This is a genomic window from Citreicella sp. C3M06, assembly GCF_018860705.1.
Classification (GTDB): domain Bacteria; phylum Pseudomonadota; class Alphaproteobacteria; order Rhodobacterales; family Rhodobacteraceae; genus Salipiger.
In genome coordinates this window covers 89714-106296 of sequence record NZ_JAHKQA010000048.1, presented here as the reverse complement: position 1 = coordinate 106296, position 16583 = coordinate 89714, and the positions used below count along the sequence as shown (strand labels likewise).

General features: G+C 64.7%; 16 protein-coding genes. 10 read left to right on the top strand and 6 right to left on the bottom strand.

Translation table 11 applies throughout. The features are described from left to right. Positions 1-101: 101 nt before the first annotated feature. The 4 genes from KO516_RS12180 to KO516_RS12165 all read left to right on the top strand — a co-directional run bounded on the left by KO516_RS12180 (position 102) and on the right by KO516_RS12165 (position 3449). Positions 102-566 (top strand): peroxiredoxin, encoded by a 465-nt coding sequence (locus KO516_RS12180; protein WP_216004063.1) that lies wholly within the window; start codon positions 102-104, stop codon positions 564-566. A gap of 60 nt (positions 567-626) precedes the next feature. Further along, positions 627-1445: a ferritin-like domain-containing protein gene (locus tag KO516_RS12175; RefSeq protein ID WP_216004062.1), complete on the top strand. Its 819-nt coding sequence runs from the start codon at positions 627-629 to the stop codon at positions 1443-1445. Positions 1446-1636: 191 nt separating this feature from the next. Continuing rightward, a complete protein-coding gene (locus KO516_RS12170; protein ID WP_216004061.1) occupies positions 1637-2947 on the top strand; it encodes a M23 family metallopeptidase in 1311 nt (436 codons plus the stop codon). Next, positions 2937-3449 (top strand): polymer-forming cytoskeletal protein, encoded by a 513-nt coding sequence (locus KO516_RS12165; protein ID WP_216004060.1) that lies wholly within the window; start codon positions 2937-2939, stop codon positions 3447-3449. The genes KO516_RS12170 and KO516_RS12165 overlap by 11 nt, the downstream gene beginning before the upstream one ends. Positions 3450-3523: 74 nt before the next feature. Here the strand turns inward: KO516_RS12165 and KO516_RS12160 are convergent, their stop codons facing one another. Further along, on the bottom strand, positions 3524-4345 hold the full coding sequence (locus KO516_RS12160; RefSeq protein WP_216004059.1) for a sulfite exporter TauE/SafE family protein: 822 nt from the start codon (positions 4343-4345) through the stop codon (positions 3524-3526). Between the two features lie 16 nt (positions 4346-4361). Further along, on the bottom strand, positions 4362-4997 hold the full coding sequence (locus KO516_RS12155; protein ID WP_252737562.1) for a GntR family transcriptional regulator: 636 nt from the start codon (positions 4995-4997) through the stop codon (positions 4362-4364). Between the two features lie 169 nt (positions 4998-5166). On the opposite strand from KO516_RS12155, the gene KO516_RS12150 reads away from it, so the two are divergent. Further along, entirely contained in the window at positions 5167-6759 is a 1593-nt protein-coding gene (locus KO516_RS12150) for a gamma-glutamyltransferase family protein (RefSeq protein WP_216004057.1), read from the top strand. A gap of 76 nt (positions 6760-6835) precedes the next feature. On the opposite strand, the gene lon is transcribed toward KO516_RS12150, so the two are convergent. Further along, on the bottom strand, positions 6836-9244 hold the full coding sequence (gene lon, locus KO516_RS12145) for an endopeptidase La (RefSeq protein ID WP_216004056.1): 2409 nt from the start codon (positions 9242-9244) through the stop codon (positions 6836-6838). A 257-nt stretch (positions 9245-9501) separates the two neighbouring features. On the opposite strand from lon, the gene KO516_RS12140 reads away from it, so the two are divergent. Together KO516_RS12140 and KO516_RS12135 are read left to right on the top strand one after the other, a co-directional pair. Continuing rightward, positions 9502-10497: a hypothetical protein gene (locus KO516_RS12140; RefSeq protein ID WP_216004055.1), complete on the top strand. Its 996-nt coding sequence runs from the start codon at positions 9502-9504 to the stop codon at positions 10495-10497. Beyond that, the gene (locus KO516_RS12135; RefSeq protein WP_216004054.1) at positions 10490-10720 is read left to right on the top strand and encodes a hypothetical protein; all 231 of its coding nucleotides are present in this window, start codon (positions 10490-10492) and stop codon (positions 10718-10720) included. Before KO516_RS12140 ends, KO516_RS12135 begins: the two co-directional genes overlap by 8 nt. Positions 10721-10731: 11 nt before the next feature. Here KO516_RS12135 and KO516_RS12130 read toward each other — a convergent pair whose 3' ends face one another. From KO516_RS12130 to tgt, 3 genes are all read right to left on the bottom strand, one after another. After that, positions 10732-10911 (bottom strand): hypothetical protein, encoded by a 180-nt coding sequence (locus KO516_RS12130; RefSeq protein ID WP_216004053.1) that lies wholly within the window; start codon positions 10909-10911, stop codon positions 10732-10734. A gap of 102 nt (positions 10912-11013) precedes the next feature. Then, positions 11014-12108: an alkene reductase gene (locus tag KO516_RS12125; RefSeq protein ID WP_216004052.1), complete on the bottom strand. Its 1095-nt coding sequence runs from the start codon at positions 12106-12108 to the stop codon at positions 11014-11016. Positions 12109-12252: 144 nt separating this feature from the next. After that, positions 12253-13380: a tRNA guanosine(34) transglycosylase Tgt gene (gene tgt / locus KO516_RS12120; RefSeq protein ID WP_216004051.1), complete on the bottom strand. Its 1128-nt coding sequence runs from the start codon at positions 13378-13380 to the stop codon at positions 12253-12255. Positions 13381-13523: 143 nt separating this feature from the next. Here tgt and KO516_RS12115 point away from each other — a divergent pair, with 143 nt between their 5' ends. The 3 genes from KO516_RS12115 (at position 13524) to KO516_RS12105 (ending at position 16567) form a co-directional block, all read left to right on the top strand. Further along, positions 13524-13820, top strand: a complete 297-nt coding sequence (locus KO516_RS12115; RefSeq protein ID WP_216004050.1) for a hypothetical protein — start codon at positions 13524-13526, stop codon at positions 13818-13820. A gap of 69 nt (positions 13821-13889) precedes the next feature. After that, the gene (locus KO516_RS12110; protein WP_216004049.1) at positions 13890-15635 is read left to right on the top strand and encodes a glycosyltransferase family 2 protein; all 1746 of its coding nucleotides are present in this window, start codon (positions 13890-13892) and stop codon (positions 15633-15635) included. Beyond that, positions 15632-16567, top strand: a complete 936-nt coding sequence (locus tag KO516_RS12105) for a glycosyltransferase family 2 protein (protein WP_216004048.1) — start codon at positions 15632-15634, stop codon at positions 16565-16567. The genes KO516_RS12110 and KO516_RS12105 overlap by 4 nt, the downstream gene beginning before the upstream one ends. The last annotated feature ends 16 nt before the right edge of the window (positions 16568-16583 follow it).

Genomic DNA, 16583 nt, shown 5'->3' with positions numbered 1-16583 from the left:
CTGATACGCCTGCCACGTGCCCTGTTTCGTTTTCCATTCGCTTCGATGCGTTCTACATGCAATCACACCGATTGCGAAACACCTTAGCCGGAGCGCCCGTCATGACCCAGCCCGACGCCGAAATGGCCCCCGATTTCACCCTGCCCGTCACTGGCGGCGACGAGGTCACCTTGTCCGCCCTGCGCCCCGCGCCGGTGGTGCTGTTCTTCTACCCGCGCGACGACACCTCGGGTTGCACGGTTGAGAACCAGGATTTCTCGGCGCTGCTCGCCGAGTTCGAGGCCGCCGGGGTCAAGGTCTTTGGCATCTCGAAGGACAGCCTTGCCAGCCATGACAAATTCATGGCCAAGAAGGCGCTGACCGTGCCGTTGCTGTCCGATGAAGCTTCGCAGGTCTGCGAAGATTACGGCGTATGGACCGAGAAGAAGATGTACGGCAAGACCTTCATGGGGATCGAGCGCAGCACCTTTCTCGTGGACGGCGAGGGGCGCATCGCCAAGGCATGGCGCAAGGTGAAGGTACCGGGCCACGCGGCCGAGGTGCTCGACGCGGCGCGGGCGCTCTGAGCAGATCGACCATTCTTCGATGCAGGATGGTCAGGCACTGAAACGAAAGGCCGAACGCAGATGATGACGCTGAGCGACATGGCGGTGGATGTGCTCACCACCGCCGACGGGCGCGAGAAAACCGCCAAGTCCCGCGCCCATGCCGCCGCGTGGTTTGCCGCGCGCGACGCCGAGGCCCCCTTGCCGATCGGACAGGCATCGCCGCCCCCGCGCCCGGCCCGCCCGGAGCGGCCCGAGTTGCTGGACCCGCGCGATGTGCCCAAGCGCAAGCCCGGCTCGCCGCAGGGGCGCATCGCGCTGCTGCACGCCGTGGCGCATATCGAGCTGAACGCCGTCGATCTGCACTGGGACCTTATCGCCCGCTTTACCGACGTGCCCTTTCCGCTTGGGTTCTACGATGACTGGGTCCGGGCCGCCGATGAGGAATCCAAGCATTTCAACCTGATGTGCGACTGCCTTGAAGAGCTTGAAAGCTCTTACGGTGCCCTGCCCGCCCATGCCGGCATGTGGCGCGCCGCCGAAGACACGGCCGAGGATCTGATGGGCCGGCTCGCCGTGGTGCCGATGGTGCTCGAGGCGCGCGGCCTTGATGTCACCCCCGGCATGATCACGCTGTTCAAACGCGCCAACATGGACAGCGTCGTCGCCGCGCTGGAGACCATTTACGCCGAGGAAGTCGGCCATGTCGCCTATGGCTCGAAATGGTTCAACTTCCTCTGTGGCCGTCACGAAATAGACCCGCGCGAGCAGTTCCATGCCCTCGTGCGCCGCTATTTCCACGGGGCGCTGAAGCCCCCTTTCAACGATGAAAAACGCGCCGAAGCCGGACTTCCGCCAGACTTCTACTGGCCCCTCGCTGACGGCCTAGCCCAGAAATAACTCATGCGGGTTGACGCGAAGCCCTTGGCATCGGCGGATTTTTGCCGGATTCGCAAGGTTTCGCGGCTCTGCGCTGCAGCAACGCCCAAACATGTTGCACGCGGGCGACACGGCCTTTAAGCCCCTTGGCACGAGGCCGGCTTTCGGGGAAGCGCGCCACGTTTGACAGGGACGGAAAAAAGGACGGACAGGTGCGAACGCGTCTCGCGATCAGAACCCATGCGCTGATGGAGCGCTTCTTTCCGGAACGACGGCTTTTCCTCAAATCCGACACTGACACACGCTTCATCCGCCTGCGTCCGGAAACGCAGGCCGTGGCATATCTTGGCGGGGCGCTGCTTGTGTCCTGGGCGATCATCGCCACCGCCATCCTGCTGATGGACAGCATCAGCGCCGGGAACTTCCGCGAACAGGCGCGTCGCGACCAGCTTACCTATCAGCGCCGCCTCAACGAGCTTTCGAGCGAACGCGACTCCCGCGCCGCCGAAGCCCTCGCCGCCCAGAATCGTTTCAACACCGCGCTGGCGCAGGTGTCGTCGATGCAGAGCCGCCTGCTCGACTCCGAGACCCGCCGCCGCGAGCTTGAAACCGGCATCGACGTCATCCAGACCACGCTGCGCGACACCATGATGGAGCGCGAAGAGGTCGGCGACCAGCTTGCCGCATTGAAAGCGCAGATCGAGGGCGGCGGCACCCTGATGGCGGGCAGCAGCGACGCCGACGGCTCGCTCGACCTGCTGTCCGAAGCGCTGGCCCGCACCGCCGAAGAGCGCGATCAGGTCATCGCCGACGCGCAGGACGCGCTGGTGCGCGCCGACAAGATGGCCACCGACATGCGCGTCATGGAAGAAAAGAACGACCGCATTTTCCGCCAGCTCGAAGAGGCGATGACCATCTCGGTCAAGCCGCTCGACAAGATGTTCACCGCCGCCGGCATGGACCCCGACCGCATCATCAAGGAGGTGCGCAAGGGCTATTCCGGTCAGGGCGGCCCGCTGACCCCGCTGACCTTTTCGACCCGCGGCGAGGCCCCTTCGGCCGATACCGCCCGCGCCAACCAGATCCTTGGCGAAATGGACCGGCTGAACATGTATCGCATCGCCGCGCAGAAAGCGCCGTTCGCGGTGCCGCTCAAGGATCCGTTCCGCTTTACCTCGGGCTTTGGCTATCGCTGGGGTCGCCTGCACGCGGGCACCGATTTTGCCGCGCCGCACGGCACCGCGATTTACAGCACCGCCGACGGCGTCGTCACCTGGGCCGGTTGGCAATCGGGATACGGACGTCTGGTGAAAATCAAGCACGAGTTCGGAATAGAGACCCGCTACGGGCACATGTCGAAAATCCGCGTGAAGGTCGGCCAAAAGGTATCGCGCGGCGATCGCATCGGTGATATGGGAAATACCGGACGGTCCACTGGAACGCATCTTCACTACGAAGTCCGCGTCGGAGGCGAACCGATAAATCCCATGATCTACATCAAGGCTGCAAACGATGTTTTCTAAGAGCAAGATCAACGAGCCCGGACCCAAGGCCGACGACGCGCCCAAACCGGCGCCCATGTCCGACGCCTCGCGCTCGCCGAACCCGGAATTCAAGCCCTCGGCGCCGCCCAAGGCCAAACCCCCGGCATCGGTGCTTTCGAGTGATCTGCACATCACTGGCAACCTGCGCACCACCGGCGACATCAATGTCGAAGGCACCGTCGAAGGCGACATTCGCGCGCATCTTCTGACCATCGGCGAGTCTGCCACCATCAAGGGCGAAGTCGTCGCCGATGACGTGGTGATCAACGGGCGCATCGTTGGCCGGGTCCGCGGCCTCAAGGTTCGCCTGACCGCCACCGCCCGTGTCGAAGGCGACATCATCCACAAGACCATCGCCATCGAAAGCGGCGCGCATTTCGAAGGCTCGGTGCAACGTCAGGACGACCCGCTGTCGACCCGCGGCAAGACCGGTGCCCCGAAACCGGCCGGCGCCGGCACCCCCGACGTGCCCGCCAGCTAAGGCCCGCCACCGTCATCAGACAAAAACGCCGGGCCTTGTGCCCGGCGTTTTCTTTTGGCCCCTCTGTCTTCCGATCAGCCCATCAGCGCCTTGCGCAGCATGTTCAGCGCAACAAGGATCAGGAACCCCCCAAAGATCCGCTTGAGCTTTGCCGCATCTGTGGAATGGGCCAGCTTGACCCCCAACGGCGCGGTCAGCATGGTCATCGCGATCACCACAAGGAACCCCGGCAGGTTCACCGCGCCGATGGTCAGCGGCGGGCGCGACTCGGCGGCGATCTCCAGAAACAGGAACCCCACCCCCGAGGGCAGCGCGATCGCAAGGCCGAACCCCGCCGCCGTGGCAACGGCCCGGTGGATCGCCATTCCGTGCAGGCTCATCAGCGGCACGCCAAAGCTGCCGCCGCCGATTCCCATCAACACCGACAAGAAGCCGACCAGCGGCGAATACAGGTATTGCCGCCCGCCCGAGGGCATCTGTTCTGCCAGCCGCCAGCTTGAGCGTCCAAAGGCCATGTACAGGCCGATGACCAAAGCCAGCCCGCCAAAGATCATCTGCAACGTGGTCGAGCGCAACGCCGAAGCCGCCAACACCCCGACGATCGCACCGACCACGATCCCCGGTGCCCAGCCCTTCAGGATCTCCCAATCCACCGCGCCCTTGCGATTGTGGCTGGCCACCGAACGTATCGAGGTCACGATGATTGTCGCCAGCGATGTCGCAAGGCAGACCTGCATCAGTTGCGGGCCGTCATAGCCCATCACCTGAAACGCAAAGAAAAACGCTGGCACCAGCACGATGCCGCCCCCGACCCCAAGCAGGCCGGCCAGAACCCCGGCCAGCCCCCCGATCACCACCAGAAAGAGCAAAAGCTCCAGCAACAAAGCTACATCCATTCCCCGTCTCTCCTTGTCATCTGCCGCGGCGGGCAAGAATCTCCGCCAGCACGCTATGGGATTGCGCCACGTGGCGCCGCATCAGGCTGCGGGTCCGCTCGGCGTCGGCTTGCGCGATGGCCGTCGCGATCTTCAGGTGTTCGGCCCGCGATGTTGTCTGCCGCTCTTCGGCCTCGTGAAAATTGGCGGCGCGCCATGCGCTGGTGCGCAGGTCGAGCCCGCCCAGCAACTGGGCCAGCGTCGCGTTGCGCGCCCCGGATTTGATGGCATCGTGGAAACGCCGGTTCAGGTCGGAATAGTCGGCGGCGCTGGCCGCAGGCGCCTCGGCCAGAGCGATCAGCGCCTGACGCTCGATCTCGGTCATGCGATGTGCTGCCAGCGCGGCAAGCGCGCTTTCCACCTCGCCCGAAGCTTCGAACAGATCGGCGAGCTCCTCCGCCCCCAGAGCGCGCACAAAGAACGCCCGCCGCGCCCCGCGTTCGGCCAGCCCGGCGCGTTCGAGCTCTAGTAGCGCTTCTCGCACCGGGGTGCGCGAGACGCCGAATCGTTCCGCCAGCGCCAGTTCCGACAACGGCGCACCCGGCGGCAGCGCCCCCGATACGATCTCGGACTCCAAGGTTTCGAGCAATATTTCTGCAGCGCGATGGCCCAAGGGTGCTGTCTTTCGTTGATCGGTGGCGGCGAATCCTACATATGTATACATGTCGAATGGAATTGAATCCATATCTGACAGCGATCGGGACGGGGCGCTGTGTGGGCAGGCCGCAGGGGAACAGCTCACACCACTCACGGACCCCGTCGGCCATTCAACAGGAGGACGCATGGATTTCGATTTCTTCTCAGCCCGCCGCCCCGCCCCGATCGCGACAGAGGCGATGATCGCCACGTCGCATCCGCTGGCAACCGCCGCCGGGCTCAAGATACTGACCGCAGGCGGCAATGCCGTGGATGCTGCGATCGCGGCGGTGGCCGTGCAATGCGTTGTCGATCCGCTGATGACCGGCATCGGCGGCGATTGCTTTGCGCTATACGCTCCGAAGGGCGGCAAGGTGACGGCGCTGAACGGCTCTGGCCGCGCGCCTGCGGCGGCAACGGTTTCAGCGCTGCAAGCCGCCGGTCTGAGCGATGAGATTCCGCAAACCAGCCCGCACGCGGTGACGGTGCCGGGCGCGATCTCGGCATGGTGCGCGCTGCATGAGGCGCATGGTTCGCTGCCACTGGAGCAGCTCTTTGCCAGCGCCATCCACTACGCCGAAGACGGCTATCCGGTGACGCCGCGCGTCGCCATGGATTGGGCGGGTGTGGCCTCGCTCGTGGCGCAGGACCCGCATGCAAGCGCGCTGTTCCTGCCCGGCGGCGCCGCACCGAAGGTCGGCCAGCGCCATGCCCAGCCGCTGCTGGGCGCCCGCTTACGCGAAATCGCCGAGAAAGGCGCTGCCGGCTTTTACGAAGGCGACACCGCAGCCAGCATGGTGGCCCATCTGCGCAGCCTCGGCGGGCTTCACACCGAGGAAGATTTCCACGCTGGCAAGGACGCGGCGATCTGGGTCGATCCGATCTCGACGCCTTATGGCGGCCACGATGTGGTGGAATGCCCGCCCAACGGTCAGGGGCTTGCGGCGCTTCTGATTCTGCGCATCCTGTCGAAATTCGACATGGGCGACGGGCTGTCCGAGGCAGACCGCATCCACCTGCACGCCGAGGCGACCAAGCTGGCCTATCATCACCGCGACGCGCTGATCGCCGATCCCGCTGATTGCCCCGGCGTGGTCGAGCAGCTGCTGTCCGACGAGGTGGTCGACGCACTGGCCGCGCGCATCGACATGACCCGCGCCCTGCCCCCGGCGTTGTGGGACGAGCCCGAGCATCGCGATACCATCTACCTTTGCGTCGTCGACGGCGACGGCAACGCGCTGAGCTTCATCAACTCGATCTTCCATGGCTTTGGCTCGACCCGGCTCGATCCCAACACCGGCGTGCTGTTCCATTCGCGCGGCGCCAGCTTCCGGCTGATCGAGGGGCACCCGAATGCCATCGCGCCGATGAAACGCCCGATGCACACGATCATTCCGGGGATGCTGTGCAAGGACGGCGCCGCTGTCATGCCGTTCGGCGTGATGGGTGGCCAGTATCAGGCGGCGGGCCATGCAGCCTTTCTGTCAGGCGTGCTTGATCTTGGACAATCGCTGCAAGAAGCTATGGATGCCCCGCGCAGCTTTGCCTTTGGCGGGGAGCTTCAGATCGAGCCGGGCGTGTCGCAAGAGGCCCGCGACAGCCTTGAGGCGCGCGGGCACAAGCTGTCGCTGCAAAGCAGCCCGATTGGCGGCAGCCAAGCCATCCGCATCACGCCTGAAACCGGATTCCTGACCAGCGGCAGCGACACCCGCAAGGATGGTTGCGCTCTGGGGTATTGATCAACCCGGTCCACGACAAGAAAAAAGGGCGCCGCATCCTCATGCGGCGCCCTTGGTGTTTTCTGGAGCCTCGCCCTTAGTGTGCGACAGCCCCGGTTGCCTTGTCCTCGGCCTTGGCGGCAAGCGCCGCCGCGGCCTCTTCGGCCTCTTCATCCCATTCGATCGGCTCTGGCGTGCCCACCAGCGCGATCTTCAGCACCTCGGAGACGTGCTTGACCGGGATGATTTCCAGCCCTTGCTTCACGTTGTCGGGCAGTTCGGCCAGATCCTTTTCGTTCTCTTCAGGGATGAGAACGGTCTTGATCCCGCCGCGCAGCGCCGCCAGCAGCTTTTCCTTCAGCCCGCCGATGGCCGAGGCATTGCCCCGCAGCGTCACTTCGCCGGTCATCGCGATGTCCTTGCGCACCGGAAGCCCGGTCAGCACCGACACGATCGCCGTCACCATCGCCAGACCCGCCGACGGGCCATCCTTGGGCGTCGCGCCATCGGGCACGTGCACGTGGATGTCCATCTTGTCAAAGCGCGGCGGCTTGACCCCGATCTGCGGCGCGATGGAGCGGGTATACGAAGACGCCGCCTCGATGCTTTCCTTCATCACGTCGCCAAGTTTGCCGGTGGTCTTCATCCGGCCTTTGCCGGGCAGCTTCAGCGCCTCGATGTGCAGCAGATCGCCGCCGACCGAGGTATAGGCAAGCCCGGTCACCACCCCGACCTGGTTCTCATCTTCGGCGAGACCATAGCGGAACTTTTTCACACCAAGGAATTCGTCGATGTTGTCAGAGCTTACATCGACCCGCTCGGCTTCCTTCTTGACGATCTTGGTCACGGATTTCCGCGCCAGCCGCGCGATTTCGCGTTCAAGGTTCCGCACCCCCGCCTCGCGGGTGTAGTAGCGGATGATGTCGGTCAGCGCGCCATCGGAGACCGAGAATTCGCCCTTCTTCAGACCATGCGCCTTCACCTCTTTATCCAGAAGGTGACGCTTGGCGATTTCAAGCTTCTCGTCCTCGGTGTAGCCCGACAGCGGAATGATCTCCATCCGGTCGAGCAGCGGCCCGGGCATGTTGTAGCTGTTCGACGTGGTGACGAACATCACGTTGCTCAGGTCGTATTCCACCTCGAGATAGTGATCGACGAAGGTGCTGTTCTGCTCGGGATCGAGCACTTCAAGCATCGCCGAGGCCGGATCGCCACGGAAATCCTGCCCCATCTTGTCGATCTCGTCGAGCAGGATGAGCGGATTGGTGGTTTTCGCCTTCTTCAGCGCCTGAATGATCTTGCCCGGCATCGAACCGATGTAGGTGCGGCGGTGGCCGCGGATCTCGGATTCATCGCGCACACCGCCAAGCGAGATTCGGATGAACTCGCGCCCGGTGGCCTTGGCCATCGACTTGCCAAGGCTGGTCTTGCCGACGCCCGGAGGCCCGACAAGGCACAGGATCGGTCCGCGCAGCTTTTGAGAGCGCGCCTGCACGGCGAGATATTCGACGATGCGTTCCTTGACCTTTTCAAGGCTGTAGTGGTCGTGATCGAGGATCTCCTGCGCGCGGCCAAGATCCTTTTTCACGCGGGATTTGGTGCCCCACGGGATCGACAGCATCCAGTCGAGATAATTGCGCACCACCGTCGCCTCGGCAGACATGGGCGACATGTTGCGCAGCTTCTTCAGCTCGCCCTCGGCTTTTTCGCGGGCCTCGTCGGACAGCTTGGTTTCGGCGATGCGCGCCTCCAGCTCGGCGACCTCGTTCTGGCCATCCTCGCCGTCGCCAAGCTCCTTCTGAATGGCCTTCATCTGCTCATTCAAATAGTACTCGCGCTGGGTCTTCTCCATCTGCGACTTGACGCGGGTCTTGATCTTTTTCTCGACTTGCAGCACCGACAGCTCGCCCTGCATCAGGCCGTAGACCTTTTCCAGCCGCTCGGACACCGGCAGCGTTTCCAGCAGATCCTGCTTCTGGTCGACCTCGATGCCAAGATGGCCGGACACCAGATCGGCCAGCTTTGCCGGCTCGCGGGTTTCCGACACGGCGGACAGCGCCTCTTCGGGGATGTTCTTCTTGGCCTTGGCGTAGCGTTCGAATTCCTCGGACACGGTGCGCAGCAGCGCCTCGATGGAGGCCGGATCGCCCGGCATCTCGTGCACGTATTCGGCCTTGGCCTCGAAGAAACTCTCGTTGGGCAGGTATTCGGTGATCTTGACGCGGCTTTGCCCCTCAACCAGCACCTTGACGGTGCCGTCGGGCAGCTTGAGCAATTGCAACACGTTGGCAAGGACGCCCGCGCGGTAGATGCCGGATTCCTCGGGGTCGTCGACCGCAGGGTCGATCTGGGCGGCAAGCAGGATCTGCTTGTCGTCGGCCATGACCTCTTCGAGTGCCTTCACGGATTTCTCGCGCCCGACGAACAGCGGCACGATCATGTGCGGGAACACGACAATATCCCGCAGCGGCAGCACAGGATAAGAAGAATTGAGTGCCTGTTGCATGAGCATTCCTTTGATTGGCAGGATGGGCCGGCCCCGGTCTATCGGCAGCTACCGCCATCCCCTTAACACTGCGTTATTTGGGGCCGCCCCATCGAGAATTCAACTGCGGCCCGGGTTCACGCCAGAATGACTGTGCGCGCCGCGGGGTGCAAGCGGCCTTTGCCCTGCAGGGCGATCCAAGCATGACTTTGGATCTGAGGGGATACATGTTATGGTTGCGTCATATTTGTATCAATTTCGTTATTCAGGAGAGGCCGATGAAACCCGTCATTGGACCAAAGCTTGTTTTCTCTCTGGCTGGTCTGGCGATTGCCGGGGGGGTGCTGTTCATGGCAGCCCTTGATGGATCGCCGCGCATGGCCGAGATCAAATCAGCGCTTCCGCCGCGACCTGCGGCCAGCGGTGCTGACGTTGAGGCGCTTGAAGAGCAGCTGCTCATCATGCCTAGCGAGACCCAAGCCACCAGCGCCAGCAGCGCGCGTGAAAAGACCCAAGGCATCACCACCCTAAGCGCGTCCGAATTTCCCGGCCCAGATATGGAACCCATAATGGTGCCTGTCCCCGCAGGCGAGCCGACAACGGAAGCGGCCCAGAGGGCCACGGTGATCAGCGCCAGCTATCTGTTTGCCGGGCCGAACGAGATCCCGCCGCACGGCTTTCTCGCCTATGGGATTTTGATCTTTACCACCCGGCCACAGGGCGATCTGGCGGTCCGAGGCCGCATGTTCTGTCAGGCCTTCGTCAATTCCATCCCACATACCAGCAACCTGTTCCGCGACCCGGAGCTGGACGTGCAAGAGGTCGTGACGATCTGGCCGGTTCAAAGCACTTTTTCTGCCAGCACCGCAAACACCGCGCCCGATACAGAGAAATGCGAGACCGCCGTGCCGTTCTACGGGCTGTCCGAAGCCTTGCGGCACCGCAGCTTGGCAGAGCGCTCAGAGGGGTTTGAGCTGCCAGCCACTGCCGGGCCGTTCCTGATTGCATGGGCCCCCGGCGAGACCCGTGGCACCCCGCAGGCGAAACCGCTGCTGGCAGACCTGAGCGATGTGACCAACCCTTCCGCCGCGCGCGAGGCCTTTGCCCGCTGGGTGCGACAGATCGAACGGCGCGAAGATTATTGGCTGGGGCTGCCCTGGCATGAACGCCTGCGGCGCACCCTGCGCAATGCCGCCGACACCAATGGGCCGGCGATCCGTCAGGGCGTCGAATGGCTGCTGCGGGCCGGCAAGGAGGAGACGGAAAATGCTTGAGAAACTGATCGCGCTGACCCCCGCGACGATCCTGTCGGTGCTTTTCGCGCTGGCGATGCTGGTCTGGATCGCACCCTTCACCCCCGAGGGGCGCATCACGGTGATTGTCGTGGCGCTGCTGCTGGGGCTGGTGGTGTTCCGCACGCTGATCGCACTGCTGCGACGCGCGCTGCCGTCACGGATGGGCGGCGAGGCTGGTGTGCAGCCTGCCGCCGACACCTGACGGCGCGGCGCTTAGCCGTCTGTACCGGGCTCGGTCTTGCGGGCCTCGGAGGCGGCTTTCATGCGTGCCAGAAGCTCGGCCTTGCTGGCCTTGCCGCCCTGCGCGTCCTTGCCCTTGGGCGTGCCCCGGGTCGGATCGAACCGGGGGGCGTTCTTGCTTGGCTTAGAGCCGCCGGATTTGCTGTAATCCATGGTCCGAATCCTTTACGAGGCGATTGGCAGATCCGCCTCATGCACAGAAACGCGGCCCGGAGCAAGCTTTGCTTTTCCGGGCCGCGCGGGTTTCATTAAAACTCAGGCAGCCTCGTCCTCGAGCGTCGGGTAATCGGTGAACCCGCTCGCCCCGCCGCCGTAATAGCTTGCCTGATCGCCAGTGTTCAGCGGTGCGCCGCGTTGCAGTCGATCGACCAGATCGGGATTCGCGATGAACGGCCGTCCAAAGGCCACCAGATCGGCCGCGCCCGAGGTCACGGCGTCCTGCGCCATCTGCCGGTCATAGCCATTGTTGGCCATGTAAAGACCATCGAACAGGGCGCGCAATGCGGTGATGCTTTCGCCCTCGGCCAGCGCCCGCGGCCCGCCGGTGGCGCCTTCGACCATGTGCAGATAAGCAAGGCCATAAGCGTTCAGCTTGGGCACCACATATTCGAAATCCGCCTGCGGATCTTCATCGCTGATGCCATTGGCGGGCGAGAACGGCGACAGCCGCAGCCCGGTGCGCGAACCGCCGATTTCATCGGTCACCGCATCCAGCACGTCGAACAGGAATTTCGCCCGGTTCTCGATCGGGCCGCCCCAGTCGTCGGTGCGGGTGTTGGCGCCGGTCTTGAGAAACTGGTCGATCAGATAGCCGTTGGCCGCGTGCACCTCGACCCCGTCAAAGCCCGCCACCATCGCAAGGCGCGCCGCCTCGCGGTAATCGGCGATGGTCGCGGCGATCTCGTCTGCCTCAAGCGCGCGCGGCACCGAGGTTTCCTCGAATCCCGCCTTGGTAAAGGTCTTGCCCCCGGCGGCAATCGCCGACGGCGCGACCGGCGCGGCCCCGCCCGGTTGCAGAGAAGTGTGCGAGATCCGCCCCACATGCCACAGCTGCACAACGATCTTGCCGCCCGCTTCGTGAACCGCATCGGTCACGGTGCGCCAGGCGGCGGCCTGCGCCTCGGTGTGGATGCCGGGGGTCTGGATATAGCCCTTGCCCACCGGCGAGATCTGCGTGGCCTCGGTGATGATCAGCCCCGCCCCGGCGCGCTGACGATAATATTCCACGTGCAGAGTGTTGACGCATCCGGTGTCGTCATCGGCGCGATTGCGGGTCAGCGGAGCCATGGCGATGCGGTTCGCCATCTGGATGGCGCCGGCCTTGATCGGCGTGAAAAGTGTTTCGGACATCGGGTATAGTCTCCGTTAGATCGAACGTCGGCCCAAGCCGGGCCGTTGATGTCGCTCGAAGGTAGGCACGCTCTGGCAATCGGCAACGCCCGCCCGCCATGCATCAGCGCACAAGGGCGTGCGCATGTCCGCACGGCGGCACAGTTACAGGCGTTCGATATCGCCCTCGGCGCGGCCCGCGTGAAACGCCGCCTCCCACGCGTCAAAGCTGCCCGCAGCGATGGCATCGCGCATACCCTGCATGATCTGCTGGAAATAATGCAGGTTGTGCCATGTCAGCAGCATACCGGCGATCATCTCGTGCGAGCGATAGACGTGATGCAGGTAGGCGCGCGAATAGCCGGTGCAGCACGGACAGGTACAGGCCTCGTCCAGCGGGCGCGGATCCTCGGCATGGCGTGCGTTCTTGATGTTGACCACGCCGTGCCGGGTCCAGGCCTGCCCGGTGCGGCCAGAGCGGGTTGGCAGCACGCAATCCATCATGTCGATGCCGCGCTTGACCGCGCCGACGATATCATCGGGCTTGCCAACCCCCATCAGGTAGCGTGGCTTGTCCACCGGCAACTGGTCGGGCGCGAAATCGAGACAACCAAACATCGCCTCCTGCCCCTCGCCCACGGCCAGCCCGCCCACGGCGTAACCGTCAAAGCCAATGGCGCGCAGCGCTTCGGCGCTTTGCCCGCGCAGGTCTTCTTCGAGCCCGCCCTGCTGGATGCCGAACAGCATGTGCCCCGGCCGGTCGCCAAACGCATCGCGCGAACGCTGCGCCCATCGCATCGACAGCTGCATACTCTGCTCAAGGCGGGCGCGGTCGGCGGGCAGCGCCGGGCATTCATCAAAGGCCATGACGATGTCAGAGCCGAGCAGCTTCTGAATCTCCATTGAGCGCTCGGGGCTGAGCATGTGGCGCGAGCCATCGACATGGCTGGCGAAGCTCACGCCCTCTTCGGTGAGCTTGCGCAAGGATGCCAGCGACATCACCTGAAAGCCGCCCGAGTCGGTCAGGATCGGGCGATCCCAGTTCATGAAGCGGTGCAGCCCGCCCAGTTTCGCCACCCGCTCGGCGCCGGGGCGCAGCATCAGGTGATAGGTATTGCCCAGCAGGATATCGGCGCCGGTGGCGCGGACCTGCTCGGGCAGCATCGCCTTGACGGTGGCGGCGGTGCCGACCGGCATAAAGGCAGGGGTACGGATCTGGCCGCGCGGCGTATCGATGACGCCGGTGCGCGCCTTGCCGCAAGTGGCAGACAGGGTAAAGGACGTGGTGCTCATGATCCTGCTGTGCCTCAAAGCGGCGCGCTTGCCAAGCCTCACCTCTGGCGCAACAAAGCCCTGAGCATTAGAAATTTATAGGCAAGGTTCATCTTCTCGGTGCATCCTTGGTCAAACCCAGACTCAACCACAGGCCTTTGCAGATGTCCCTTCCCACGCCCCTTACCGCCGCGCTTGCCGCGATCGTCCTTGTTGCCGCCCCGCTGGCGCATGCAGATAGCCCGGCGCTGTCGAGCCAAGGCAACCAGCGCGCCCAGCCGATGCCTGCGTCCGGCCCCGCCGGGCAAATCTGGATCTCGCCCGAGGGTTGTGCCTATTCGCGCGCGCAGGCACCGGGATACGCGCCGACATGGCACCTGATCCTGAACGGTCACCTTGCCGGCGGCGTGGCAGCCAAGCGCAGCTGTCCCGGCATGATCGGCGACATCACGCCGGGCTGATGGGCCCGGCATCACCGCCATGACACCGCGCATCTGCCAGTGCCGCTGCGCCGCGCCGGAACTCAGACCATGAGCGACACCTCAAGACGTCCGACCTGGCCCGGCGGCATCAACGCCGTGCTGTCCCAGATGGAGGGGCGGCGCGATGCCATAGACTATGCACCCGGCGAAGCCCCGCCCCCGCTCGATCTGGATCTGGCGCCGCTGGCCACGCAGATCGTCGCCGACCCCGAGTCAGACCCGCAGGAAGCCAAGCCTTGGCGCTCTTCCTATCACCGCAAGCGCCACGATCTGCGCTCCGAGCTGGCCGGGCAGAGCGAGCTGGTGTTTCTCAACGGGCTGCTCATCGCGCATCTGCGCAAACGCGAACATCCCCCCCATCTGCCCGCGTTGTTCCAGCGGCTCTGGCAGGAACAGGGCGCGCATCTGCTGGCCAATCTAGATCAGCGCTGGCTGGTGTCTGCGATCACCACCTTTGGCGATCATGGCGCAACCTCGGTGCAACGCTCTGTCGGGCTGGCGCTGACGGTGCTGTTTGGCACCATGAAGCTCTACGAATCCGAACGGCTCTATTCCGGGCGCAAGGCTGATACGCCCTTTGCCTTGGATCGTAAGGCGGACGGCGCGCTGCCGATGCAGATGGCGCCATATGCCATCGTCAACGGCGGGCTCGACGTCAACATGATCGGGCGGCTCTGGCGCGAGGCCGAGGGCGACGCGGTGATCCGCCCCCTCGCCCATCACCTGCTCGACCTGCTGATCCATGACGAGCGCACGCTATTTCGCCGCTTTCAGACCATGCGGCGGCGCAAGGAAAAGCAGCTGCCGTCAAAGGCTGCCCCCAACGCCGCGCCGGTGCCCGCCACCGCTGCGGGGGTGACGGCTGGCACCCTGCGCTGGGGGCTGGTGAGCACGCAGCGCGGTGAGCTGTTGCAGATGGCGCGCTTTGCCGCGCATCATATCGAGCTGGGCGCGCAGGCGCTGCATCTCTACCTTGACGCCCCCGATGCGCAGAGCGCCGCGTTTCTGGCGCGGCATCCGACGATCAAGGTTATCTGCTGCGATGAAAGCTGGTGGCAGGCCACCGGAAAACCCCGCCCCGATCAGCACCAGCTCCGGCAGGCCCACAACGCCACCCGCAGCCTGCGCGCCAGCGCGGGGCGGCTCGACTGGCTTGGCCATATCGATGTCGATGAATTCCTGCTGACAGGCAGCCCCGTCGCCGCGCAGCTTGCCAAGGTCTCGCCCGCCAATGCCCTCGCCCGCATGGCCCCGATCGAAGCGCTGGCCCCCGATCACGGCCTGCCGCAGCATTTCAAGCGCAGCCATTACCACGCGGGCCAGCCCAAGGCGGTGCTGCAAGATATCTACCCGACCTTCGGGATGCATCTGTATGGCGGCTTCCTCAGCCATACCTCGGGCAAGGTCTTTGCCCGCCCCGGCATCAAGGACACCCGGCTTGGCATCCACACGCTGAAATATCGCGGCGAGGATGCATCGAACCGCGCCCGGCTGGGCGGCATCGATCTGGCCCATCTGCACGCGCCCAGCTGGGCGCAGTTTCGCGACCATCTGGCCTTTCGCCAGAGCCAAGGCTCGTACCGGGCGCGCTCCGAGCGGGTCGAGATGGGTCAGGCCGAGCTGCTGTCCTTCCTTGCCAAAGAGGAAGGCGAAGACGGCCTGCGCCTGCTGTTCGACGAGGTCTGCGCCGACTCCCCCGATCTGCGCGCCCGGCTTGCGGCGCATGGGATGCTGGTGAGCCATGTCTTTGACCCGGACGCCGCCGTCCGGCGTGTGTTCGGCGCGCTGCCATGAGCGTCACATGGGGCACCGTCACCACCACCAACGCACCGCTGCCGCGCATTCTGGATTTCGCCGCATGGCATCTCGAGCTTGGGGCGCGGCGGGTGTACCTCTATCTTGACGAGGACATGCCCGAGGCACAGGCGGTGCTGTCTGCCCACCCCAAGCTGCGGGTGTTTCGCACAGACGAGGCGTGGTGGGCCAAGCGCGGCCGCCGCCCGGTCAAGCACCAGGCCCGGCAAGGCGCCAACGCCCGCCACGCCAACAATCGCAAGCCCGAGGTCGACTGGCTCGCCCATATCGACACCGATGAATTCCTGCTGCCCGCCCGCCCGCTACCGGAGCAGCTTGCCGCCCTGCCCCCTGACTGCCTCTGCGCAAGGGTTCGCCCGATCGAGGCGCTGGTTTCGGACGGGCCCGAGACGCTGTTCAAGGCCTGCCCACAGGACCAGCGCGCCCGTAAGGAGGCGGCGCAGGCCTGTTTTCCCACATGGGGGGCGCATCTGTCCGGCGGGTTCCTCAGCCATGTTGCCGGCAAGCTGCTGTTTCGCGCTGGCACGCCGGGGCTTCAGATCCGCATTCACAACGTCACGCTGGGCGATATCGACAACCCCGGCATGGTTCGCCTTGCCGACACCGAGCTGGGCCATTTCCACGCCGGCGACTGGGCGCATTTCCTGTCGCTCTATCGCTTCCGTCTGGCGCAGGGTTCGTACCGATCAGAGCTGAAGCCGCAGGCGCGCACTCAGGGCGCGCTAAGCCTGCACGATCTTTTCGCCCTGATCGAACAAAGCGGCGGCGAGGACGCCCTGCGCCGGTTTCATACCGAAGTCTGCACCGCCCGCCCCGAGCTGCTGACGCGTCTCGACGGGCTGGGCCTGCTGCGACGCCACCGAATGGGCCTGTCGCAGCTGCGCGCCCGGCACTTTCCGGACGCAGCTTAGGCGAATCCAGATCGGA